This window comes from Nocardia sp. GCM10030253 (genome assembly GCF_042675075.1).
Taxonomy (GTDB): Bacteria; Actinomycetota; Actinomycetes; order Mycobacteriales; family Mycobacteriaceae; genus Nocardia.
On the sequence record NZ_JBHTDL010000011.1, the window covers coordinates 88,972 to 110,652 of the forward strand.

Consider the following 21,681-nt stretch of genomic DNA (forward strand, 5'->3'; position numbering starts at 1 on the left):
GAAGCGGCCTAGACAGGCGGCAGTGCCCTCGGTGTGCTCAGGCGTACGCGGGGCCGATCGCACCCTTGGCCCGCAATTCATCGAGTTCTGCTGGGCTGCAACCCCATTCGGTCAACACAGCGTCGGTGTGCTGCCCCAGCCCGGGGACCGCGTTCATGGGCGGGACGAAGCCCTCCACGATCGCGGGCGGCAACAGCGACGGGATCGGCCCCGCGGGTGTGTCGATCGTGCGCCAACGGTCCCGCTGCACCAACTGTGGATGGTCGAGCACCTCGCTGGGCAGGTTGTAGCGGGAGTTGCCGATGCCTGCGGCATCGGCGACCTTCTGTATCTCGGCCAGCTCATGGCGGACGCACCATTCGCCGATCGCCTGGTCCAGTTCCGCGCGATGGCGCACCCGGCCGGGATTGGTGCGGAACCGCTCCGCGTCGGCCAGATCGGGGCGGCGCAGGATCTCTCGCGCCAAGCGCTGCCATTCCAGGTCGTTCGTGGTGCCGAGTACCACTGTCTGCCCATCGGCGGTGCCGTAAGAGCCGTACGGTGCGACGGCGGGTGAGCTCATGCCCAGCGGCTGCTGGTCCACTCCCGCGTGCCGGGCGTAGGTCAGGTGGTAACCCATCACGTCAGCCATGGTGTCGAACAGGCTGACCGCGATGCGCGCACCCGGCCCAGGTCCGGAGCGCAGGCGTTCGCACAGCTGCGCCAGAATCGTCAGCGCCGCATACAGTCCCGTCGTCACGTCCGCGACCGGCGGTCCCGGCTTGGCGGGCGAGTCCGGGAAGCCGGTCACCGCGCACACACCCGCCTCGGCCTGGACCAGCAGGTCGTAGGCGCGTTTGTGTGACAGCGGCCCGCCCGCACCGAAACCGTCGATCTCGACGACGATCAGGTGCGGGTGCCGAGTGGCCAGCTCCGCGGGCGCCAGACCCAGGCGGGCGGTCGCGCCCGGCGCGAGATTCGATACCAGTACGTCCGCGCGGGCCAGCAGGCGATGCAGAACATCGACTCCCGCAGCGGATTTCAGATCCAAGGTTACCGATTCTTTGCCGCGGTTGACCCACACGAAGTGGGCGGCCTGCCCGTCCACCACTTCGTCGTAGTGCCGGGCGAAATCACCGCCCGCCGGGTTCTCGATCTTGATGACGCGGGCCCCGAAGTCGGCCAGCGTGCGCGTGCACATCGGCGCGGATACCGCCTGTTCCAGCGCGATCACGGTGACACCGGACAGCGGGCCGCACGGGTCGGCTTCGCCCATCACATCACCATGCCGCCGTCCACCGGCAGCACCTGGCCGGTGATGAAGGAGGCGGCATCGGAGGCCAGGAAGACGAACGCTCCCGCGACCTCCTCCGGTTCCGCCCAGCGCCGCAACGGGATTCGGTTCAGCATCTGGGCCGCGAATTTCTCGTCGGTACGGATGGTGGTCGTCATGGGCGTGGCGGCCAGCGGCGCGAGCGCGTTCACCAGGATCTGTTTGCGAGCCAGTTCCCGGGCCAGCGATTTGGTCATGCCGATGATGGCGGCCTTGGCGGCGGAATAGTTGATCTGGCCCAGCGTGCCGACGATGCCGGCCGAGGAGGTGACATTGATGATCCGCCCGGTGCCGTCGGTCGGCATGTGCGGCAGCGCGGCCTGTGAGCAGGTGAACGTGCCGACCGCGTGGATATCGAACAGCCGCCGCACCGACTCCGCGGTGGTGGCGGCGAACATGGCCGGATCGGTCACACCCGCGTTGTTGATCACGATGTGCAGGGTCCCACCCGCCAGCGCGGCGGCCCGGGCGGCGGCCGCGTCGGCGGCTGCGCGGTCCGACACATCCAGCGCGAAGCTCTGTGCCACACCGCCGTTCGCGACGATCTTCGCCGCGACGGCCGCGGCGCCCGCGCCGTCCCGATCGGTGACCAGCACCGCCGCCCCGGCCTCGGCCAAAGCCGCGGCCACCGCGGAACCGATGCCACCGGCCGCGCCGGTCACCAGCGCCGCGCGCCCGGAGAGATCGAAAAGTCCGTTGCTGCTAGGCATTCAGTAGCTCCTCGGCATTCCCAAAGTGTGCGATCCCAGATAGTTGAGGATCATTTCCTGGCTGATCGGCGCGATCCGCATGACGCGTGCTTCCCGGAAATAGCGGGCCACGTTGTATTCCTCGGCGTAACCCATGCCACCGTGGGTCTGCAGGGCACGATCGGTCGCGGTGAATCCGGCGTCGGCGCACAGGTATTTGGCCGTGTTGGCTTCGCGCCCGCAGGACTTCCCGTTGTCGTAGAGCCAGGTCGCCTTGCGCAGTATCAGTTCCGCCGCGTCGAGATGGGCCAGGGAATCGGCCAGCGGGAACTGGATGCCCTGATTCATTCCGATGGGGCGGCCGAACACCTCACGTTCGTTCGCGTATTTCACCGCGCGGTCCAGCGCTACCCGGCCCAGGCCGAGCGCTTCGGCCGCGATCAGCATCCGCTCCGGATTCAGGCCGTCGAGAATGTATTTGAAGCCCTGGCCCTCTTCACCGACGCGGTCCGCCACCGGGATCCGCAGATCGTCGATGAACAGCTCGTTGGAACTCACCGCATTGCGGCCCATCTTCGCTATCGGCCGGATATCGACGTGGCTGCGGTCCAGATCGGTCAGGAACAGCGTCATCCCGTCGGTCTTCTTCGTCACCTCGTCGTAGTGCTGGGTGCGGGTCAGCAGCAGGATCTTCTCCGACTCCTGAGCTTTGGAGATCCACACCTTGCGGCCGTTGACCACGTAGTGGTCACCGTCGCGACGGGCGAAGGTGGTGATGCGGGTGGTGTCCAGTCCCGCACCGGGTTCCGTCACGCCGAAGCACACATGCAGATCGCCCTGTGCGATGCGTGGCAACGTGCGCTGTTTGAGTTCCGCGGACCCGTGCACCACTACCGGCTGCATTCCGAAGATCGACATGTGAACCGAACTCGCGGCGTTCATGCCGCCGCCGGAGCGCGACACCTCCTCCGCCAGCAGCGAGGCCTCGGTGATACCGAGGCCGTGGCCGCCGTATTCCTCCGGAATGGTGATGCCCAGCCAGCCGCCGCGGGCGACGGTCTCGTAGAATTCCGTAGGGAATTCGTGCGCCCGGTCCTTTTCCGACCAGTAGCTGTCGTCGAACTTCTTCAGCAGTTCACGAACCGACTTGCGGATCAGCTCCTGATCCTCGGTCAGCTCGAAACTCATGCCCCCGGGCATATCCACTCCTCCACGGTCACACTCGCACCCATTCAGTCCGATGCGGGCAGGGTTTTTGCGGCCTTGACTGTCATCGGTGCGCCGTCGCAGCTGAGCGCACCCGATCCGGATGCGGTGCACAGCACCTCGACCGACTCATCGGCGTTGACATAACGTTTGCCGATGAGGGTTACCGCAGCCCCGGAATCAGGCTCCGTCTTGGGCGCGCCGCTGGCCGAAACCATCGGCGCGCCACCACAGGTCAGCGTGGGCGCGCCGGTGGCCGGCACCCGCACGGCGACCACCCGCGTCCCGCAGACGGTGCTGGCGAGCTGCTCACCTGGTCGTAGTGGCGATGCTGTCATGCTGAATCTCCTTTCCGGGCAACCGATCCCCGAGCTGGGCCAGGTCGAAGGACTGGCGGGCCATCCAGAAACGCAGGACCCCGGTCAGCGAATAACGTAGGAATACCGCGGCTCCCACCACGCTGAGCGCGACGCCCGCGAGGGCGATAATGATCGCGTCGCGCTGGGCCAGCGGATCGGAAGTGTTGTGCGACATGAGGTATGCCAGCACGGTCACCACCGGGCCGCCCACCAGCAGCGCGGCGCCCACACGCAGCCACAGGTCGCTTCGGCCCGCGGCCGGGTCCGGGATCCTCAATTCGGCTATCTCGCGGACGAAGCGGTCCGCGCGTGTCTCGGTCATACGGAACTTCCTAAATAGAGGGCTGCCAATTCTTCGCGCAGTCCGTCGCCCGGACTGCCCTGGTGTTCGATCTGCCCGCGCACCAGCACCGCGGCGTGGTCGGCGATATCGAGAACGGCGGCCGCGAACTGTTCGACGATCAGAACGGCCACGCCCGTCCGCGCGATCTCTGCGACCTGGTCGTAGAGCTGCCCGACCACCAAAGGGGCCAGGCCCATGGACAATTCGTCCAGTAGCAGCACGGCAGGCTCGGTGGCCAGGCCACGGGCCAGGGCCAACATCTGCTGTTCGCCGCCGGACATGGTGCCGGCGATCTGACCCGCACGCTGGGCGAGGATGGGGAAGCGCGAGTACGCGATCTCCTCGATCCGCTCCAGCGGGTGACCGGTGAAAGTCATCATCAGCAGGTTGTCCCGCACCGACAGATTCGGGAACACGCCCCGGCCCTCCGGAATCAAGCAGACGCCGGCGCGCGCCAAGTCACGCGGGCTCACGCCGGTGACATCGCGCCCGCCCAGCAGCAGCTGCCCCGACACGACCGGATGCACGCCCGCGGCGACCTGCAGCGTGGTGGTCTTGCCCGCACCATTGGGCCCGAGCAGTGCCACCACCTGCCCCGCGGCGACCGCGAGGTCGACGCCGTGCAGCACCGTGATGGCGTCGTAAGCGGCACGGACACCGCGTAATTCGAGCAGGGTGCTCATACGTCCCCCAGATAGGCGGTCAGTACGGTCTCGTCGCGGCGGATCATTTCGGGCGGGCCCGAGGAGATGACCTTGCCGAGATCCAGCACGAACACCTCGTCGCAGACGCTCATGACCAGGCCCATGTCGTGCTCCACCAGCACGACCGCGGCGCCGTCGGCCGCGATCGCACGCAGCAGGGCCGCGAAACGTTCTGTCTCCACGCCGTCCTGGCCGGCCGCCGGTTCGTCGAGCAGCAGCAGACTGGGCTGCGCCGCCATGGCGCGCCCGACCTCGACCAGGCGGGCGGAGCCGGTGGGCAATTCGTCGGCGCAGGTGTCGGCCACGTTGCCGAGTCCGAGCCGGTCGATGATGCCGGTGACGGTGGCCGCGGCCTGGCGGCGGCGTGGCCCCAATTCCGCTGCGACGAGCAGGTTGTCGCGCACGGTCAACCGGCCGAACAGTTCCAGGCGCTGGAAGGTGCGCGCCAGGCCGTGGCGGGCCCGCCGGGTGGGACCCATCCGGGTGATGTCGCGCCCGTCGAGCTGGACGGTGCCCGCCGTAGGACGGCGCAGCCCGCAGACGACATCGAACAGCGTGCTCTTGCCCGCCCCGTTCGGTCCGATGAGGCCGGTGATCCGCCCGCGTTCGGCGGTCAGCCCGGCGCCGTCCAAGGCGTGGCGACCACCGAAGGTGACGCGCACGCCCTCAACTCGCAGTAGTGATGGCATGGTCGAGCACCTCCCGATCCTGGGCGCGCCACGGCCGGCGCACACCCCACCACTCCACGGGCACATCGGGTTCCCCCGGCGGCCGCTGCCGGGCCTGCGCCCAGCTCCGGATGCCCAGCGCGGCGATCAGCGAGCCGAAGAACAGCATCCAACCGTCGATGACATCGGCGAGTCGCAGCAACCACAGCAGTAAGGGAATTCCGAGGAGCAGTCCCAGCGCGAGCCGGTCGCGCAGCGCCGGATCCCAGCCCACCCGCATCCGCGCCACCGCCCCGGCGCGCACCACACCGCCGCCGAACGCTATGCCCGCCAGTGCGGGAACTACCTCGACGATGTTCTGGGTCGAGGGCCACACGGTGTGCACCGCGGTCAGCGGGCCGAACAGCGCCACACCGACGAACAGCCCCGCGCCGATCGCGCCCAGCCCGGCGAACACCGCCACCAAGAAGATCGGCAGGCCCGCAACGAAATTGAACTGTTCAGCGGTGACGGAGCGCAGTTGCATCCCGTAGAGCGCACCGCCGAGTCCCGCTATGCCCGCCGACAGCGCGAATACCGAGACCTTCGCCAGCAGGAGATTTCCGCCCAGGGTGGCGTAGGCAGCCTCGCTGTCGCGCAGCGCGATCAGACGCCGGCCGAAGCGGCCGCGTCGCAGCAGTACGACGCCGAACCCGGCCACCGCGAGACAGACCGCCGCGAACACCGTGATCTCGGCGGTGGTATCCAGTCGCAATCCGAACAATCCCGGCCCGGTCAACTCGATCGATCCCTGATCGAACAGTGCGATCCGCACGCCCAGGAGTTCGAACGACGGCAGGGTGAAGATCCAGCGATCCAGCACCACCGCGAACGCGGCGGTGCCCAGTGCCAGGTAGACACCCGAAAGACGCAGCGCGGGAAGGGCGATCACCGCCCCTGCCGCCGCCGCGATCAGGACAGCCGCCGGCAATGCCCAAGCCTGCCCCTGCGGCCCGAGATGGGCGTAGGCGATGGCGCCGATACCCGCCATGCTCAGCTGGCACAGCGACAGCTGCCCGGCGTACCCGGCCAGCGGCACGAACGACAGCGCGATCACACCGAAGGCGAAGATGCGTCCATAGCTGATCAGATCGGACTCCCCCAGCACCGTTGCCAGCATCAGGCCGAACACCACCACGACCACACCGAAGACCAGCGTGCCTCGCAGGGTCGGGGCCGGCACCTGGCTCAGCTGCCGGTCCCGCCCGCGCAGGCGGCCGTGCGGGAACACCAGCAGCGCGAGGAACAGCAGCAGCGCCGGCGCTGCCAGCCGTAGTCCGGGCAGGTAAGCGTTCTGTGGCAGGTATCCGGCGAGATAGCTCTCCAGACAGCCCACCACCACAGCGCCGAAGAAGGTCATCGGCAGACTCCGCAGCCGACCGAAAACCGCTGCGGTATAGGCACTCACGATGAGCAGAGACAGTTGCGCCGCGTCCAGATTGACCATGGGGGCGATGAGAATTCCGCCCACCGCCGCCAGTTCGATACCCAGGATCCAGGCCACCCGATTGGCCCGCACGGGATCCGCGCCGGTCAGGCCCGCCAGCGCCCGGTCGTCCACCCCGGCCCGCATTTCCGCGCCGGTCCGGGTACGAAACAGCAACAGCCGCAAGCCGATCGCGACCGCGACAGCCACCGCCATGGTGAGTGCCTGATGCCAGGTGATGGTGGCCGAGCCGAGGCGCAGGGGCGCGTCATCGGCGAAGAAGGCGGGCAGCGTGCGCGCCTTGTTCGGATCCCAGATCCACCGCGCCGCGGCGATCAGGCCACTCAGCAGGGCCACCGTCATCACCAGGCGTTCGGCCTCGCCCAGACGCTGCACCGAGCGCATCGCCCGTTCCACCACCAGCCCGGAAAGCGGTGCCAGCACCAGTAATACGACCGGCAGCGCCACCGCGACCGGAACGTCCCAGCCGACGGTCAGCTGCCAGTAGCTGAAAGCCGCCATCATTCCCGCCGCGCCGTGCGCGAAGTTGAAGACGCCGGTCGTGGTGTAGGTGAGCACCAGGCCGCTGCCGATCACGGCGTAGATGGCGGCGGTGCTCAGTCCCACGATCCCGAAGGTGATGAACTGTTCCATTACTTGACGTCGCTCACGCTCTTGCCGACGTCGGCGAGAGTAAAGGGACGGTCGTAGGCGCCGATGTAGCGGTAGGCCGGAACGTCACAGCGGAACTGTCCCTGGTTCGGCTTGAAATCAGCTGGCTTCCAGCCCTCCGGCGTAGCCTGCACCACGTTGAAGCATTTGGGTGGCGTCTCCCGGTCCCCGACCACATTGGGCGCGTTCAATCCGCCGCCCGTCCACGCGGTCTCCTTGGCCGCCGCGGCGATGAGGCAGGCCCGCGTGAGCTGATCGCCGCAGCTGCCCGCCGACTTCGCGAACAGCAGCCAGGCCGAGAACGCGCGCATGGCGGCCATGGTGATATCGGCCTGCGGGGCATGCTTCTCGTACAGATCGAGCAACTGCTGCGTGGCCGAGGACGCGGCCGGGTTCTCGGCCGGAACTGTGCCGCCGAGGTCGGCGTAGTTGTTCTGGAAGCTCAGCGAGCGGCCCGCGGTCTCCAGGAAGGACTTGTTGTAAGCGCTGTTGTTCGCGTCGATCCAGTCCAGCTTGTAGTCCATGCCGGTGAGGACGTCCTCCAGCTTGGCCAGCTGGCGCCAGTCACCCAGGAACATCAGCCCTTTGACACCCTTGCTCTTAAGTGTCTGCGCGTACGGCGTCCAGTCCGCCACGCCGCTGGCTGGATACAGATCGTTGTAGATGAAGGTCGCGCCGCCAGCCCGCATTGCCTCCGCGAATTTCTCACCCATCACCTTGGTGACGGGGGAATCGCCGTTGATCATGCCGACCGCACCCGCCGATCCGGGATGCGCCTCCTGCAGCAGCCACTTGTAGTAGCCGGTGTACTGAAAGTAGTTGACGTAGGCGCTGGCCGAGGCGTTGTACTGCAGATCCGATTGCACGTTCTGCTGCTGGGAGATCTGGCCAGGGAAGTCGGGCAGCAGGCAGGAGAGCCGTTCCTTGGCGCCCAGGGCGTCGAGCGCGGAGCCGCCGCCCACGAGCGCGAAATCCTCGCGGCACGCGTCGAGCATGCGCTGGCGGACTTCCATCAGCTTGCTGTCGCGCGTCGTGGTGACGATCTTGCGGCCGTTGATGCCGCCCGCGGCATTACACCAGGAGGTGAATACCTGTGCCGCGTCCACGAATTCGGAGTTCTTGGTGAACCCCATATCGGAGAAGACGCCGATCTTGATCTCGGCGGCGGTGACGCCCTGCGCGCTCGCGGCGGCGGGCTTGCCCGGACCGCAGACGTTCTGCAGATCGCCGAAGTCACCCGAGGTCGCGCTCTGGGTCGCCGTGGATTCCTCGGTGCCCGGACCGCTGCGGCCGCCACATCCTGTGACCAGCAGCAGCGCCGCCACCAGCCCGACGAGTATTCGCTGCGTTTTCACGCTGGTTCCTTCACTCTCACAATCGATTTCCGTGTTCGGCTAGCCGTACGGTTCAGCAGGCCGTCGTCTGGCCGCCGCTCTGAATGGCGAGCAGAGCGCAGAAGGTGGCGGCCGCAACCTTCCACTGACCGGCCTCCTTCAGTGCCTGACCGGACTGATCGGGCAGCACCGGATTTCCGTTCAGCAGCAGGGTGTACTTGACGTCGGCGTGCGTGCTGTCGCTGAGCTTCACCTCCGCGACCGTGACGCTGGTGCCGGCGGCCTGCGGGTTGACGGCCATGCCGTCGAGGGCTTGCTGGAACGCCGGGCCCTTCTCGACCAGTCCGGCGCGAGTGGCGGCGGGCGTCTGTCCGTTGAAGAACGTCACGTACGCGTCCGTGATCGCCTTGGTGTCCGCGGCCGAACTCACCGCGGCGGTGGTAGCCACGACGGAGGTCGGCGTGGATGTGGCGGGCGCGGTCGACTCGTCGTCGCCGCAGCCGACGATCGCCGTGGCGGTAAGCGCGGCCAGACCGTACGCGGTGACGACTCGACGGAGGGAAGTGCGCATGGTGGAACTCTTTTCAGCTTCTAGGAAGACCGAGCACACGCTCGGCGATGATGTTGCGTTGAATCTCGGAGGTGCCGCCGGCGATGGTTCCGGCGAAACTGCGCAGATAGCGCTCGAACCAGCTGCTGGTGAAGTGCTCGAGACTCATCGGGGTGTACGGCCCGGTCATGGCAGGATGATGCAGGCCCGCCGGTCCGGCCGCGTTCAGCGCCGCCTCCGACGCGGACTGCACCGCCTCCGAGCCCAGCAGTTTCAGGACCGACAGCGCCGGAACGTCTTGCTGCCCACGGGCTTCGCGACCCAGCGCGGCCGAGCCGAGCAGCCGCAGCGCCTGCAGGTCCATGACCAGCGTCGCGTAGCGATCCCGGTCCAGCTCGGTCCGGGGCCGGGAGTCGGCCACCAGATCCTCGAGCCGATCGGCGAAACTCAGCCACAGCAGCGTGCGCTCGTGGCCGAGCGAGCCGTTGGCCACCTTCCAGCCGCCGTGCAGCGCACCGACGAGATTCGCCGCGGGCACCCGCACGTCCTCGAAGAAGACCTCGTTGAAGTCGAGATCGTCCGCGGCGCAGGCCGAGGCGAACGGCCGCCGGGTCACGCCCGGGGTGTCTGTGGGGATCAGCAGCACACTGATGCCCTTGTGCTTTGGCGCCTCCGGGTCGGTGCGGACGAAGGTGAGCAAGACATCCGCGTTGTGCGCACCGGAGGTCCACACCTTCTGCCCGTCGACCACGAAATGCTCGCCGTCCAGAACCGCGCGGGTGCGCAGCGACGCCAGATCCGATCCGGCCGCCGGCTCGCTCATACCGAGCGCCGCGGTGATCTCGGCCCGCAATATCGGTGCGGCCCACTGCTTCTTCTGCTCCGGCGTACCGAAGGTCAACAGCGAAGCCGCGATGATGCCGAGGCCCTGCGGATTGAAGCTGTGATAGATCCGCCGCTTGGACAGTTCCTGCAGATGCACGTACTGCTGGAGCAGCGTCGCGTTGCGCCCGCCGAATTTGGGCGGATTGGCCGGGAGCAGCCAGCCGTTGTCGAACAACAGTCGTTGCCAGCGGCGCGCCCAGTCCGGGACGTCGGCGCTGGAGCGCGACCGCTGCGCGACCTCGGCCGTCGTGGGCAGATGCTCGGTCAGGAAGGCGACGAATTCGGCGCGGAAGGCCTCGACGTCGGCATCAAAAGTGAGTCGCACGGTACTCCTCGGCGATCAGCGCCCGGTGGGTGGCCGCGCCGCCGAGCAGCAGCTCGCCGAGCTTGGCCCGCTTGAGCGCGAACTGCAAATCGTTTTCCCAGGTGAAGCCCATGGCGCCGAACAACTGCACGCCGTGGCGGAACACCAGTGATTGGCATTCGCCGGCGGCGGCCTTGGCCATGGCCGCGGCGAGTTCGCGGCCGGGATCGTTTTCGGCGATGGTCAGCGCCGCGTAATAGGCCAGCGCGCGCGCCCTTTCGACGGCCACGTGCATATCGGCGGCCTTGTGCTTGACCGCCTGGAACGTGCCGATCGGCACGCCGAACTGCTCCCGGGTGCGCACCTGCTCGAGCGCCAGATCGAGAATCCGCTGGCAGGCGCCGACCATGGTCAGCGCCATTCCGGTCAGCGAAACCTGACGCGCGGCGCGCACCTGGGTGGCGCTGCGATCCTCGTCGCCGACCCGCACGTTCTCGAAGGACACTTCGGCCAGGTGTACGACCGGATCGAAGATCTCGGTGCGCGCGGCCGTGACGGCTGCTGCGGGTACCACGAAAACCCCGGCGGCGGTGACCACGGCCAGCCGATCGGCGCGGTCCCCGTCCAGCACATGCCGGGCCGTCCCGTCCAAGCGCCACCCGGTGCCCTCCCGGCGGGCTAGCACACCCTCGAAAACCGCAGCGCCGGTTTCGCCGGGACGCGCGAACTCCGGTGCCAGCGGGGCGAATTGGGTCATGGTCGCCAGATACGGCGTGGGGTCGGTGGCGCGGCCCAGCTCTTCGAGCACGATGGCCAACTCGACGGCGTTCGCCGGATCCGTGAGTTCGGTCCACCCGTGCTCCACATAGGCATGCCATATCGGAGCCGGATCGGTGCCGTGGTCGACGATCTCGCGGATCACCGCCGGCGGGCACCGTTTCGCGACTACGTCGCGCACGGTCTCCTGCCACAACCGCTGATCCGAGTCGAACTCGAAGATCATCCCGGCCTCCCTCGTCAATGCCTGAGCGCATCCTGCGGCGAGAATAGCATTCTCATTTGAGGAAAGTAAGTGTCTCAAGCGGGGCAACACGCGTACCCCTAACATCTGAACGAGGCCCATTTCCGGTAAGGTGCAATCATGTTCTCCACACATAACGCAGGACCGGTCGCGCCGTGACCCTTCCGAACGACGAGCCGGCATGGAAGCAGCGCGCCGTGGAGCGCTCGCTGCGCAGCGCGAAATTGCGCGCCGAGCAACGGGTCCAGCGCTTTCTCGATGCCGCGCAGGCGATCATCACCGAGAAGGGCACGACCGACTTCACCGTCCAGGAGATCGTCGAGCGTTCCCGCCAGTCACTGCGCAGCTTCTATCTGCAGTTCGACGGCAAACATGAACTGCTCCTAGCCCTGTTCGAGGACGCCCTGGTCCGCACCGCCGATCAGATCCAGGCCGCCGCGGCGGGCAAGAAGGATCCGCTGGACCGGCTGCAGGTCGCGGTCGAGCTGCTCTTCGAGCTGTGCCGCCCGGACCCGACCGCGCAGCGCCCGCTGTTCACCGACTTCGCACCGCGCCTGCTGGTTTCACATCCGACACAGGTCAAAGTCGCACACGCGCCGCTGCTCGCGCTGTTCACCGAGCTGATGAGCGACGCGGCCGAGGCGGGCAAGCTACGGCAGAGCGTCGAGCCGAAGCGGATGGCGGCGATCGTCATGCAGACGGTCATGTTCACCGCGCAGTCCAGCGGCAGCACCGACGAGGAGACCATCCATCCCATCACCGCCGGTGAGGTGTGGGAATTCTGCTCGACCGGGTTCGCCGGCAGTCAGTAGCGAGAATACTGTTCTCATTCATCGAGAATTGTGATTACATCGGTCTATGCCCGACCTCTGGACCGATCTGCTTGCCTGCCTCGAGCTGCGCCTGAGCTCCGCCCCGACGCGCGATGGCACATTGGCCACGTTCGAAGGGCCCAACCAGCAGCTGGAATATCACCGCATCTTCGGCGGACAGCTGCTGGGCCAGTTCCTGCGCGCGGCCGACCTCGCCTGTCCCGGAAAGACGGTCAAGTCGCTGCATGTGCTGTTCGCGCGCGAGGGCAAGAGCGACGCACCGGTGCGCTACGTCGTCCAGATCCAGCACCGCGGACGCTCTTTCGCGACCCTGTCGATCACCGCCCGCCAGAATGGTGACGTGGTCGCCACCGCCGCGGTCTCCATGCACGGCGCCGAGGACGGTCCCGAACACCAAACCGTCGACGAGGTGCCGCCGGTGCTCGACGCCCAACACGCGGTGCACCTCGACCTCATACCGTGGGAGACCCGCGCGGTCGGCGACCTAGACGCCGCCGCGGCCACCGCACCGGACTACGACCTGTGGATGCGCACCCCCGAGGTAGCCCCGGAACTCGGCCAGGCCCTCATCGCCTACGCCACCGATCTCAACCTGATCGGCACGGCGCTGCGTCCGATGGAAGGCTTCGGCCAGCGCGGTAACGGCACCGCCTTCACCTCCGCCACCACCTCCCACACCGTCTGGTTCCACCGCCCCTTCCGCGCCGACGACTGGCTACTCCTACGGCACCACAGCCCGGTCCTCGCCCACGGCCGCTGTTTCGGCCGCGGCGATGTCCTCACCGCCGACGGCGCACTGGTCGCCTCCTTCACCCAGGAGGCTCTGCTCCGCTTCCGGCCTTAGTCCGGATGTCGTGTAGTCGAATTCGGGCGTATCACTGCTGCCCCATTCGGCGGAGGCAGCAGTAGCTCCGCGGCGGCGTAGGGGTCGGTGTCGCCGGTGGCGACAGCGGCGGCCAGGCGGTCCAGGTCCGGGTGGACGCGGAGGCGGGTTTGGGCGAGGGAGAGGATTTGCGCTCGGGCGCGAGCGGTGCGGCGGGTCGGGGTGTCGGTGCGGTGGTGGGCTTCGATGGCTTGGATGACGGCGGGTAGGCCGTCGCCGCGGGCGGCGCTGAGGGTGAGGATGGGGGCGTCGGTTTCGGCGCGCAGGTCTCGGACGGTTTGCTCGGCGCCCTCACGGTCGGCCTTGTTGACCACGATCAGGTCCGCGACCTCGAGCAGGCCGGCCTTGGCGGCTTGAATGGCGTCGCCCGCACCGGGATTCAGGATGACGAGGGTGGGGTCGGCGAGAGCGGCGATCTCGATTTCGGATTGGCCGACGCCGACCGTTTCCAGCAGGATCAGGTCATAGGACAGGGCTGCCAGCAGCCGGATGGCGGCGGGTACCGCTTCGGCCAAGCCACCCAGGTGGCCGCGGGTGGCGACGGAGCGGATCAGGACATCGGGGTCGTTGATGTGCGCGGCCATCCGGATCCGGTCGCCGAGTAGTGCGCCGCCGCTGTAGGGCGAGGACGGGTCCACGGCGAGTACGGCCACGCGCAGTCCCCGCTCCCGGTAGACCCCGACCAGGGCGGCGATAGTGGTCGACTTGCCCGCGCCTGGCGGGCCCGTGACACCCACGACACGCACAGACGCGGGCTCGAGTACCGCCAATACCTCTGCGCGGCGCGGGCTTTCGACCAGGCTCAGCAGCCGCCCCACCGCGCGTACCGACCCCGTCCGCGCATCGGCCACCAGTTCGGCGACATTCATCGGATCGCGTCGGTCACCGCGCGGGCACCTCGATCAGCGTCGCGGATCCCATACCGCCGCCGGCGCACAGTGCCGTGAGACCCAGTCCCCCACCACGACGCCGCAATTCGTGCACCATGGTGACGATCATGCGCGCGCCGGTGGCCGCCACCGGATGCCCCAGCGAGCAGCCGCTGCCGTTCACGTTCACCCGGTCGGGATCGAGGCCGAACTCCTTGATCATCGCGACCGGCACCGAGGTGAACGCCTCGTTGAACTCGAACAGTTGGATGTCACCGATCGAAACACCGGCGCGGGCAAGGGCTTTGCGGATGGCGGCGATCGGCGCCAAGCCGGTCAGCGCCGGATCGATTCCGGCCGAGGCCCAAGAGCGGATGGTGCCCAGCGCCGGAAGTCCGGCCGCGGAACTGGCAATGACCAGAGCGGCCGCCCCGTCGTTGGCTCCGGAAGCATTGCCCGCCGTGATGCTGAAACCTTCGATCTCCGGATGCAACGGTTTGAGCGCGGCCAGCTGCTCGGCGCTGGTGGCGCGGCGCGGATGCTCATCCACAGCGAACCGCCCGTGCGGGGTGTCGATGGGCAGGATCTCGGCGTCGAAACGCCCCGCGTCGATGGCGGCGATCGCATTGCGGTGCGACCGTAATGCCCAGGCGTCCATCTCTTCTCGGGTCAGGCCGTATTTCACCGCCGTGTTCCAGCCGACCGTGATCGACATGTCCAGGTTCGGCGCGTCGGGACGGTCCGGGTGGGTGGGCGAAACCCAGGGATCGGTCCATTCGTCGGCGCCGGTCCGGAATCGCGCCTTGGGCGCGGTGGAATCGGAGTTCACACCGCCGGCGATGATCACCTCGTCCATGCCCGCGCGAATCGAGGCCGCCGCGGTCTGTACCGCCGCCATCCCCGCGGCGCAGTGCCGGTTGTGCGCGAGACCGGGGACGGTGTCGAGTCCGGCGGTGACCGCCGCGTGCCGGGCCAGCACGCCGCCGCCGTAGCGGCCCTCCCCGAGGATCACATCGTCGATCGGCCGGCCGCCCACCTGGTCGGCAGCGGCCGAAACCACATGGTGGGCGAGATCGAACGCGGTGGTGTCGCGCAGCGTCCCCCGCCGGGCGGTGCCGATCGGGGTGCGCAGGGCGGATACGATGACGGCTTCAGGCATGGGAGCTCTCCAGTTCGGCGACCAGGTTGCGGCGCAACAGCTTTCCGGTTTCGGTCTTGGGCAGTTCGGGGCGGAACACGATGGCGTCGGGTGTCTTGGACGAACGCAGCCGGGCCCGCACCCAGCGCTTGATCTCCTCCGGGTCACCGGCGCCGACCAGGACCGCGACCAGGCGCTGCCCCCACTCGGGATCCGGCACGCCGATGACAGCGGCCTCGGCGATACCTGGATGCTCGAGCAGCACGTCCTCGATCTCGGCGGGCGCGATGTTCTCGCCGCCGCGGATGATGGTGTCGTCGGCGCGGCCCTCGATGAACAGATAGCCCTCGGCATCGAGCCGGCCCAGGTCCCGGGTGGGGAACCAGCCTTCGGAGTCCAGGGCACTGCGGCCGCCGTATTCACCGGAGATCTGCGATCCGCGTGCGAACACCAGGCCGGGCACGCCTGGTCCGGCGGGTTCGCCTGCCTCCGTGCGGATTTGGATCTCGATCCCGGGCAGGGCACGGCCCACGGAGCCGAGCCGATCACGCACGGCCGGATCCGCGGAGGCGAAGGCGGTCCGGTGCTCCTCGGGGCCGAGCACCGCGATCGAGGAGGCGGTTTCGGTGAGCCCGTAGGCATTGACGAACCCGGTGTCCGGGAACAGGCGCAGCGCCCGCTCCAGCACCGGCCGGGGCGTGCGTGATCCGCCGTAGGCCAGGCTCCGCAGGCTGGGGGTGCGCGCACCGGCGTCGCCGACGGCTTCGACGATGCGCGCCAGCATGGTGGGAACCAGCATGGCGTGCGTGACCCGTTCGGCCCGAACGGTTTCCAGCCATTCCCGGGCGTCGAAGGCCGTGAGGTACACGATGCGGCGACCGGTGTAGAGGTTCGACAGCAGATTGGTCAGGCCCGCGATGTGATATGGCGGCACCGAAACGAGCGTGGCGTCCGACTCGGCGGCAGAACCGAACTCGAGGGTGTTCAGCACGTAGGCCATGAGGTGCCGGTGCCGCAGCAGTGCCGCCTTGGGCGCGGAGGTGGTGCCGCTGGTGTAGATGATGACCGCGACGCTCTCACCGCCCCAGTCGAGGTCGTCCGGCTCCGGAACATCTTGTCCCCCATCGGCTTCCACCAAGGCGTCCAGATCCTGCGGCCGCAACACCAGCGCACCGGGGTGACGGGCGACCAGCGCATCCAGCTGCTCGGCGCCGAGCCGGTAGTTGAGCGGCACGAACGGAACCCCGGCCAGTACCGATCCGAACAGCGCCACCGGATAGGCGAGATGGTTCACACCCAGGTAGAGCACCGCCGGATGCCCCCGGAAGCGACCTGCCGCACGCCGGGACAGGGCCGACAACTCGGCTGCGGTCAGGGAGCGACCCGCGGCCGTCACCACCGCGCGGTCGCCGCCGGCGGACACCATATCGAGAATCATGTTGATGTTCATGAGAATGTTATTCTCTCCGAACGAGAGCGTTAATTGCAAGAGAGGACGCGAGATGCAGATCAAGGGAAGCTCGGCCCTGGTGGTCGGCGGCACCGGCGGCTTGGGCGAGGCCACGGTGCGCCGGTTGCACGCCGCCGGGGCCCAGGTGGTGGTGGCCGACGTCGCCGACGACAAGGGCAAGGAGCTCGAGGCCGAACTCGGCATCCGCTACGTCCACACCGATGCCACGAGCGAGGATTCGGTGCTCGCCGCCATCGCGGTCGCGGAATCGCTGGCCCCACTGCGGATTTCGGTCGACACCCACGGCGGCCCGGCCAGCGGCGGCCGACTGGTCGGCAAGGACGGCTCGCCGCTGCCGCTCGACGGTTTCCGCACGACCATCGAGTTCTACCTGACCGCGGTCTTCAACGTGTTGCGCCTGTCCGCGGCGGCCATCGCCAGAACCGGGGCGCTGGAAGAGGGTTCGCGCGGCGTCATCGTCAACACCGCCTCCATCGCCGCCTACGAGGGCCAGATCGGGCAGTTACCCTATGCCGCCGCCAAAGGCGGGGTTGTCGGAATGACGCTGGTCGCCGCGCGTGACCTGTCGCCGCTGGGCATCCGCGTGGTCACCATCGCGCCGGGCACCTTCAACACCCCGGCCTACGGCAAGGCGGCCGACCAGCTGGAAGCCCATTGGAGCAAGCAGGTCCCGCATCCGCGCCGCATGGGGCGCTCCCCCGAGTACGGACAGCTGGTGCAGTCGATCATCGAGAACGACTACCTCAACGGCGAGGTCATTCGCCTCGACGGCGCGCTGCGTTTCCCGCCGAAATAACATCTGTGGCCCCGGGAAGCCCGGGGCCACAGTTGGTTTCAGCTCTTCTTCGCCGTGAGCTGTTCGATGATGGCGTGGAAATCCGGGTGCTGGAACGAGATCTCCTCGGCGGTGGTGGCGTAGTCGAGAGCCGCCAGGACCGCGCGTTCCAGGTGCAGGTTCAGCAGTCGCTTGGTGCTCTCGACCGCCTGCTGCGGCAGTCCCAGTATCCGTTTGGCGCAGGCCAGCGCCTCCGAGAGCGGGTCGGCCACCACGTGATTGACCAGGCCCATCTCCCGGGCCCGCGCGGCGGGGATGCGCGCACCGGTGAGCGCGTACTCCTTGGCCAGCAGCAGGCTGGTGTGCAGGGGCCAGGTGAGCGGGCCGCCGTCGGCCGCGACCAGACCCACCTGCACGTGCGGATCCTTCAGATAAGCGGTCTCCGCGATGTAGACGATGTCGCTGAGCGCCACCAGACTGCACCCCAGTCCGACGGCTGGACCGTTCACGGCCGTCACGATCGGCACCCGGCAGCGCGCCATGCCGAGCACGATGTCCCGGCCGTGCGCGACGGTCTTGGTGCGCAATCGCGAATCCCGGGCCAGCTCGGCGAGATACTCGAAGTCGCCGCCGGCCGAGAAGGCGGTGCCGCTGCCGGTGAGCACGGCCGCGCGGGCGTCGCGGTCGTCGGACAGTTGCGGCCACAGTTTGGCCAGCCCGGTGTGCAGCGCGTCGTTGACGGCGTTGAGCGCGTCCGGCCGGTTCAGGGTGATGATGCGCAGAGCGCCGTCGGCTTCGACGGTGATTTCGTCAGGCAGGTCGTACACGGTCAGACTTCCAATCCGAGAATGCGTGAGGCGATGATGTTCTTCTGAATCTGCGAGGTGCCGCCCATGACGGACTGCGCGCGGCTGTATAGATAGGCCCCGAACAGTTCGGGGTCGCGGGTTCCGGTGACGGCGAGCGCGGCGTGGCCCACCGACTGCTCGACCCAGGTCATGAGCAGCTTGTCCAGTGAGCCCTCCGGGCCGTGCGAGACGCCGTCCAGCTGTTCGGACAGCCGCCGCCGGACGTGCAGGCGCAGCATCTCGGTTTCGACGGTGGCCCAGGCGAGTTCGGGCGGCGGGGTGCCCTCGGCCCGAGCGGCCAGCTGCCGCACCAGTTTTCCGTAGCGCGCCGCATAGCCGAGGGTGGCGGGCTCGCGTTCGTGGCCGACGACGGTCATGGCCAGCTTCCAGCCTTCGCCGGGCGCGCCGACCATCTGATCGGCCGGAACGACCGCACCGTCGAACTCGACCTGACCGAACTCGGTGGTGATGCCACTGATCATGCGCAGCGGCCGCTGCCGCACCCCCGGCTGCTTCATCGAGACGACGAACGCCGAGATGCCTTTGTGCCGAGGCGCTTCCTGGTCGGTGCGGGCCAGCAGCAGACACCAGTCGGCGACATCGGAGTAGCTGGTCCAGATCTTGTGACCGTGGATGACGTAGTGGTCACCCGAGCGGGTTGCGGTGGTGCGCAGCGCGGCCAGGTCCGAACCCGCGCCGGGTTCGCTGAAACCCTGGCACCAGCGTTCGCTGCCGTCGATCATCCCGGGCAGGAAGCGCTGCTGGATGTCGGTGCTGCCGTGCCGGCCCAGGCCGCTCACCAGATAGCCGAGGCTGGGCCGCGGAGGCGCGCCCGCCGCGGCGAGCTCCTCGTCGAGGATGACGTCGTACACCGGCGGCAACTCCTGCCCGCCCAGGTGCGTCGGCCAGGACAGCCCGAAGAATCCGGCCTCGTACAGGGCGGAGTGCCACTGCCCCTGTTTGGCCCAGTACTCGTCACCGGAGGTGGGGAACTGTCCCGCCACCCCGCCGAGCCAGTCCCGCAGCCGGGACCGGAACGCGGCCTCCGGCGATGAATCACGAAAGTCCACAGTCGATTTCCTCCAGCCGGACGGGAAACAGTTCGGTCGAGACCAGGGCCCGCCGCAGATAGACATGCGCGAGGCAATCCCAGGTATTGCCGATACCGCCGTGCACCTGGATCGCGGACTCGGAGACGGTGCGCGCGGCGCGGGCGCAGTACAACTTGGCAATGCGCGCGGCGCGCACCGCCTCCGCCGGGGCGAGCTCGTCCACGGCCCAGGCGGCATGACGCAGCACGCTGATCGAACCCTCGATGAGCGCGAGTCCCTCCGCGAGCAGATGCGCGACGGCCTGATAGGAACCGATCGTCTTGCCGTACTGCTCACGGACTTTCGCGTACTCGGTGGCCAGCGTGTGCGTGCCGCGCGCGATACCGACCAGATCGGCGGTAGTGGCTACCAGTGCCAGGGCGTGCCACCGCTCGGCCTGTTCGGCCGGGAGTTCGGCGAGAGGACGCAGGGGCTTGCGGATCTCGGCGTCCGCGCGGGTCAGATCGGCTCCCTCGATGCCGGGCCCGATCTCGCCGGCCAGCAGGCGCCGCTCGTCGAGGACCAGCACGCTCTGGCAGTCGCGGGCGTCCACGGCCCGGTCACCCGCCGAAATGGTCCAGCGCCGATCGTTGTCGAGCCCATACCCGCGCAGGTCGTCGGCGAGGACCGGGCCAAGGAACGGCACATCGACCAGTCGCCGGCCGAATTCCTCTGTCACGAGCGCAATTTCGACACCAGAGGCCCCGTCGGAGCGCAGGGAGCGCCAGCCCGCTGTGTCGACGGCCTTTTCCAGCCGGGCGATCCGGGCACTGTCCGCGAGATCCGAGACGGATCCGGGGCCGAGATCATCGGCGAGTTTGGCGGCGGCAGCGCGCAGCTGGCGCTGCTCACTCGTCAGACGTACGTCCATACTGCTCCTTCAGAACCCGGCGCAGAACCTTGCCGGAGGGAAGACGGGGAATCCGCGGCACGAACACCACTCGGCGCGGCCGTTTGTAGGAGGCGAGTCGCGCGCCGACATATTCGATGAGCTCGTCGGGGCCGATCGCCTCCGATACCGCGACGGCGGCGACGATCGCCTCGCCGTCGGCGGTATCGGGTACGCCGAACACCGCACAGTCGGTCACGGCCGGATGCGCGTGCAGCACGGATTCCACCTCGGCGGGCGCGACCTGGAAGCCGCGCACCTTGATCAGTTCCTTGAGCCGGTCGGTGAGCCGCAGCCAACCATCGGCATCGAGGGCGCCGATATCTCCGGTGCGGTACCACCCGTCCCGCAGGACCGAGGCGGTCGCGGCTTCGGGCAGATACCCGGCCATCAGGCCTGGCGACCGCGCGTGGATCTCACCGATCTCGCCCGGCCCCAGCACTTTTCCGCTCTCCGGCGCTACCACACGCACTCGTACCCCGGGCGCCGGGCGGCCGACGCTGTCCAGGCGCGCTCGCCCGACCGGATTACAGGCGATGACCGGAAGTTCGCTGGTCCCGTAGGCGGGTAGCCACCCGACACCTGTGCGCCTGGTGACGGTCTCGGCGACGCTCGCCGAGACAGGCGTCGCGCCCCACATGATGTAGCGCAGCGAGGACAGGTCATAGGATTCCAGATCCGGATGCGCGGCCAGCGCCAACGCGATCGGCGCGACCGCCATTTCCACTGTGACACGGTCTTTTTCGATGTGCCGCAGCATCAGGTCCAGATCGAACCGCCGGTGCAGGCGCAGCCACGCCCCGGTCCGCAGCGCCAGCAGAATATTGAGCAGCCCCAGGATGTGGGAGGGCGGAGTGAGCACCTGGATGCGGTCCTGCGCGGTGAAGCGCAGCGCCGCGCGCCAGTGTTCGACGGCCGCGGCCAGCGAAGCATGGGTATGCCGCACCGCCTTCGGCAAACCTGTTGTGCCGGAACTGAACACCAGCACCCCATCGGCACCGGGCTCGGGGGCCGGATGGACCCCGGAGGCCGCCGCGATGGGCTCCTCCAGCGACAGCATCGGCATCAACCCGGCCAGGACCGGGTGATCCCCCACGGCGTACGCGGGCCGGGTGATCGATAAGGCGTGTTCGACTTCGGCCTGCTTCCAGGCCGGGCTGAGCAGTACGACCGCCGCACCGAGCCGCCAGACGGCGTGCACGGCGATCACGAATTCCGGCCGATTCGACGACATCAGCGCGACCCGGTCCCCACTGCGCACGCCGCGGGCCCGCAGGACGGCGGCGAGTCCACCGGCGAGTGCGTCGAGGTGCGGCAGGCTGTACTCGCACTCCTCGAAAGCGAGCGCCACCGAATCCGTCATGCCCCGGCC

At 68.3% G+C, this 21,681-nt stretch carries 22 protein-coding genes; 3 read left to right on the top strand and 19 right to left on the bottom strand.

Features of this window, described 5'->3' with window-relative positions:
- Nucleotides 1-37: 37 nt before the first annotated feature.
- The 12 genes from ACFQZZ_RS24850 to ACFQZZ_RS24905 are packed head-to-tail and all read right to left on the bottom strand — an operon-like array spanning nucleotide 38 to nucleotide 11,494.
- Nucleotides 38-1,255, bottom strand: a complete 1,218-nt coding sequence (locus ACFQZZ_RS24850) for a CaiB/BaiF CoA transferase family protein (RefSeq protein WP_378685372.1) — start codon at nucleotides 1,253-1,255, stop codon at nucleotides 38-40.
- Nucleotides 1,255-2,022 (bottom strand): SDR family NAD(P)-dependent oxidoreductase, encoded by a 768-nt coding sequence (locus tag ACFQZZ_RS24855; protein WP_378685375.1) that lies wholly within the window; start codon nucleotides 2,020-2,022, stop codon nucleotides 1,255-1,257. The genes ACFQZZ_RS24850 and ACFQZZ_RS24855 overlap by 1 nt, the downstream gene beginning before the upstream one ends.
- On the bottom strand, nucleotides 2,023-3,189 hold the full coding sequence (locus tag ACFQZZ_RS24860; protein WP_378685378.1) for an acyl-CoA dehydrogenase family protein: 1,167 nt from the start codon (nucleotides 3,187-3,189) through the stop codon (nucleotides 2,023-2,025).
- Between the two features lie 44 nt (nucleotides 3,190-3,233).
- A complete protein-coding gene (locus tag ACFQZZ_RS24865) occupies nucleotides 3,234-3,545 on the bottom strand; it encodes a hypothetical protein (RefSeq protein WP_378685381.1) in 312 nt (103 codons plus the stop codon).
- Nucleotides 3,517-3,888, bottom strand: coding sequence for a hypothetical protein (locus ACFQZZ_RS24870; RefSeq protein ID WP_378685384.1), 372 nt, complete (start codon nucleotides 3,886-3,888; stop codon nucleotides 3,517-3,519). The genes ACFQZZ_RS24865 and ACFQZZ_RS24870 overlap by 29 nt, the downstream gene beginning before the upstream one ends.
- Nucleotides 3,885-4,592, bottom strand: a complete 708-nt coding sequence (locus ACFQZZ_RS24875) for an ABC transporter ATP-binding protein (protein ID WP_378685387.1) — start codon at nucleotides 4,590-4,592, stop codon at nucleotides 3,885-3,887. The genes ACFQZZ_RS24870 and ACFQZZ_RS24875 overlap by 4 nt, the downstream gene beginning before the upstream one ends.
- Nucleotides 4,589-5,302: an ABC transporter ATP-binding protein gene (locus tag ACFQZZ_RS24880; protein WP_378685390.1), complete on the bottom strand. Its 714-nt coding sequence runs from the start codon at nucleotides 5,300-5,302 to the stop codon at nucleotides 4,589-4,591. The genes ACFQZZ_RS24875 and ACFQZZ_RS24880 overlap by 4 nt, the downstream gene beginning before the upstream one ends.
- Nucleotides 5,280-7,400 (bottom strand): ABC transporter permease, encoded by a 2,121-nt coding sequence (locus ACFQZZ_RS24885; RefSeq protein ID WP_378685393.1) that lies wholly within the window; start codon nucleotides 7,398-7,400, stop codon nucleotides 5,280-5,282. Before ACFQZZ_RS24885 ends, ACFQZZ_RS24880 begins: the two co-directional genes overlap by 23 nt.
- Nucleotides 7,400-8,773, bottom strand: coding sequence for an ABC transporter substrate-binding protein (locus ACFQZZ_RS24890; protein ID WP_378685396.1), 1,374 nt, complete (start codon nucleotides 8,771-8,773; stop codon nucleotides 7,400-7,402). Before ACFQZZ_RS24890 ends, ACFQZZ_RS24885 begins: the two co-directional genes overlap by 1 nt.
- Nucleotides 8,774-8,825: 52 nt before the next feature.
- Nucleotides 8,826-9,323, bottom strand: a complete 498-nt coding sequence (locus ACFQZZ_RS24895; protein ID WP_378685399.1) for a hypothetical protein — start codon at nucleotides 9,321-9,323, stop codon at nucleotides 8,826-8,828.
- Between the two features lie 13 nt (nucleotides 9,324-9,336).
- A complete protein-coding gene (locus tag ACFQZZ_RS24900; RefSeq protein ID WP_378685401.1) occupies nucleotides 9,337-10,512 on the bottom strand; it encodes an acyl-CoA dehydrogenase family protein in 1,176 nt (391 codons plus the stop codon).
- Nucleotides 10,496-11,494, bottom strand: a complete 999-nt coding sequence (locus ACFQZZ_RS24905; protein WP_378685404.1) for an acyl-CoA dehydrogenase family protein — start codon at nucleotides 11,492-11,494, stop codon at nucleotides 10,496-10,498. The genes ACFQZZ_RS24900 and ACFQZZ_RS24905 overlap by 17 nt, the downstream gene beginning before the upstream one ends.
- Nucleotides 11,495-11,667: 173 nt before the next feature.
- Here ACFQZZ_RS24905 and ACFQZZ_RS24910 point away from each other — a divergent pair, with 173 nt between their 5' ends.
- Nucleotides 11,668-12,324: a TetR/AcrR family transcriptional regulator gene (locus tag ACFQZZ_RS24910; RefSeq protein WP_378685407.1), complete on the top strand. Its 657-nt coding sequence runs from the start codon at nucleotides 11,668-11,670 to the stop codon at nucleotides 12,322-12,324.
- A 46-nt stretch (nucleotides 12,325-12,370) separates the two neighbouring features.
- Complete coding sequence (locus ACFQZZ_RS24915) at nucleotides 12,371-13,189, top strand: acyl-CoA thioesterase (RefSeq protein ID WP_378685410.1); 819 nt, start codon at nucleotides 12,371-12,373, stop codon at nucleotides 13,187-13,189.
- On the opposite strand, the gene meaB is transcribed toward ACFQZZ_RS24915, so the two are convergent.
- From meaB to ACFQZZ_RS24930, 3 genes are read right to left on the bottom strand one after another with little or no spacing between them, the layout of a single operon-like run.
- Nucleotides 13,186-14,097 (bottom strand): methylmalonyl Co-A mutase-associated GTPase MeaB, encoded by a 912-nt coding sequence (meaB, locus tag ACFQZZ_RS24920; protein ID WP_378685413.1) that lies wholly within the window; start codon nucleotides 14,095-14,097, stop codon nucleotides 13,186-13,188. The genes ACFQZZ_RS24915 and meaB overlap by 4 nt on opposite strands.
- Nucleotides 14,098-14,110: 13 nt before the next feature.
- The gene (locus tag ACFQZZ_RS24925) at nucleotides 14,111-15,256 is read right to left on the bottom strand and encodes a thiolase family protein (RefSeq protein ID WP_378685416.1); all 1,146 of its coding nucleotides are present in this window, start codon (nucleotides 15,254-15,256) and stop codon (nucleotides 14,111-14,113) included.
- On the bottom strand, nucleotides 15,249-16,685 hold the full coding sequence (locus tag ACFQZZ_RS24930) for a class I adenylate-forming enzyme family protein (RefSeq protein ID WP_378685418.1): 1,437 nt from the start codon (nucleotides 16,683-16,685) through the stop codon (nucleotides 15,249-15,251). Before ACFQZZ_RS24930 ends, ACFQZZ_RS24925 begins: the two co-directional genes overlap by 8 nt.
- Before the next feature lie 52 nt (nucleotides 16,686-16,737).
- Between ACFQZZ_RS24930 and ACFQZZ_RS24935 the strand changes: the two genes are divergently transcribed.
- Nucleotides 16,738-17,502, top strand: coding sequence for an SDR family NAD(P)-dependent oxidoreductase (locus tag ACFQZZ_RS24935; protein ID WP_378685421.1), 765 nt, complete (start codon nucleotides 16,738-16,740; stop codon nucleotides 17,500-17,502).
- Between the two features lie 38 nt (nucleotides 17,503-17,540).
- Here ACFQZZ_RS24935 and ACFQZZ_RS24940 read toward each other — a convergent pair whose 3' ends face one another.
- From ACFQZZ_RS24940 to ACFQZZ_RS24955, 4 genes are read right to left on the bottom strand one after another with little or no spacing between them, the layout of a single operon-like run.
- Complete coding sequence (locus ACFQZZ_RS24940) at nucleotides 17,541-18,308, bottom strand: enoyl-CoA hydratase/isomerase family protein (protein ID WP_378685424.1); 768 nt, start codon at nucleotides 18,306-18,308, stop codon at nucleotides 17,541-17,543.
- 2 nt (nucleotides 18,309-18,310) lie between these two features.
- Nucleotides 18,311-19,399 (bottom strand): acyl-CoA dehydrogenase family protein, encoded by a 1,089-nt coding sequence (locus ACFQZZ_RS24945; protein ID WP_378685426.1) that lies wholly within the window; start codon nucleotides 19,397-19,399, stop codon nucleotides 18,311-18,313.
- Nucleotides 19,386-20,291 (bottom strand): acyl-CoA dehydrogenase family protein, encoded by a 906-nt coding sequence (locus tag ACFQZZ_RS24950; RefSeq protein ID WP_378685429.1) that lies wholly within the window; start codon nucleotides 20,289-20,291, stop codon nucleotides 19,386-19,388. Before ACFQZZ_RS24950 ends, ACFQZZ_RS24945 begins: the two co-directional genes overlap by 14 nt.
- Nucleotides 20,269-21,672 (bottom strand): class I adenylate-forming enzyme family protein, encoded by a 1,404-nt coding sequence (locus ACFQZZ_RS24955; protein ID WP_378685431.1) that lies wholly within the window; start codon nucleotides 21,670-21,672, stop codon nucleotides 20,269-20,271. The genes ACFQZZ_RS24950 and ACFQZZ_RS24955 overlap by 23 nt, the downstream gene beginning before the upstream one ends.
- Nucleotides 21,673-21,681: the final 9 nt, after the last annotated feature.

Coding starts and splice junctions, on each gene's coding strand:
- ACFQZZ_RS24925 (WP_378685416.1), bottom strand. CDS start 15,256: ATGCCTGAAGCCGTCATCGTATCCGCCCTGCGCACCCCGATCGGCACC.
- ACFQZZ_RS24905 (WP_378685404.1), bottom strand. CDS start 11,494: ATGATCTTCGAGTTCGACTCGGATCAGCGGTTGTGGCAGGAGACCGTG.
- ACFQZZ_RS24935 (WP_378685421.1), top strand. CDS start 16,738: ATGCAGATCAAGGGAAGCTCGGCCCTGGTGGTCGGCGGCACCGGCGGC.
- ACFQZZ_RS24865 (WP_378685381.1), bottom strand. CDS start 3,545: ATGACAGCATCGCCACTACGACCAGGTGAGCAGCTCGCCAGCACCGTC.
- ACFQZZ_RS24870 (WP_378685384.1), bottom strand. CDS start 3,888: ATGACCGAGACACGCGCGGACCGCTTCGTCCGCGAGATAGCCGAATTG.
- ACFQZZ_RS24885 (WP_378685393.1), bottom strand. CDS start 7,400: ATGGAACAGTTCATCACCTTCGGGATCGTGGGACTGAGCACCGCCGCC.
- meaB (WP_378685413.1), bottom strand. CDS start 14,097: ATGAATGTCGCCGAACTGGTGGCCGATGCGCGGACGGGGTCGGTACGC.
- ACFQZZ_RS24880 (WP_378685390.1), bottom strand. CDS start 5,302: ATGCCATCACTACTGCGAGTTGAGGGCGTGCGCGTCACCTTCGGTGGT.
- ACFQZZ_RS24875 (WP_378685387.1), bottom strand. CDS start 4,592: ATGAGCACCCTGCTCGAATTACGCGGTGTCCGTGCCGCTTACGACGCC.
- ACFQZZ_RS24855 (WP_378685375.1), bottom strand. CDS start 2,022: ATGCCTAGCAGCAACGGACTTTTCGATCTCTCCGGGCGCGCGGCGCTG.
- ACFQZZ_RS24950 (WP_378685429.1), bottom strand. CDS start 20,291: ATGGACGTACGTCTGACGAGTGAGCAGCGCCAGCTGCGCGCTGCCGCC.
- ACFQZZ_RS24895 (WP_378685399.1), bottom strand. CDS start 9,323: ATGCGCACTTCCCTCCGTCGAGTCGTCACCGCGTACGGTCTGGCCGCG.
- ACFQZZ_RS24955 (WP_378685431.1), bottom strand. CDS start 21,672: ATGACGGATTCGGTGGCGCTCGCTTTCGAGGAGTGCGAGTACAGCCTG.
- ACFQZZ_RS24860 (WP_378685378.1), bottom strand. CDS start 3,189: ATGAGTTTCGAGCTGACCGAGGATCAGGAGCTGATCCGCAAGTCGGTT.
- ACFQZZ_RS24850 (WP_378685372.1), bottom strand. CDS start 1,255: ATGGGCGAAGCCGACCCGTGCGGCCCGCTGTCCGGTGTCACCGTGATC.
- ACFQZZ_RS24915 (WP_378685410.1), top strand. CDS start 12,371: ATGCCCGACCTCTGGACCGATCTGCTTGCCTGCCTCGAGCTGCGCCTG.
- ACFQZZ_RS24930 (WP_378685418.1), bottom strand. CDS start 16,685: ATGAACATCAACATGATTCTCGATATGGTGTCCGCCGGCGGCGACCGC.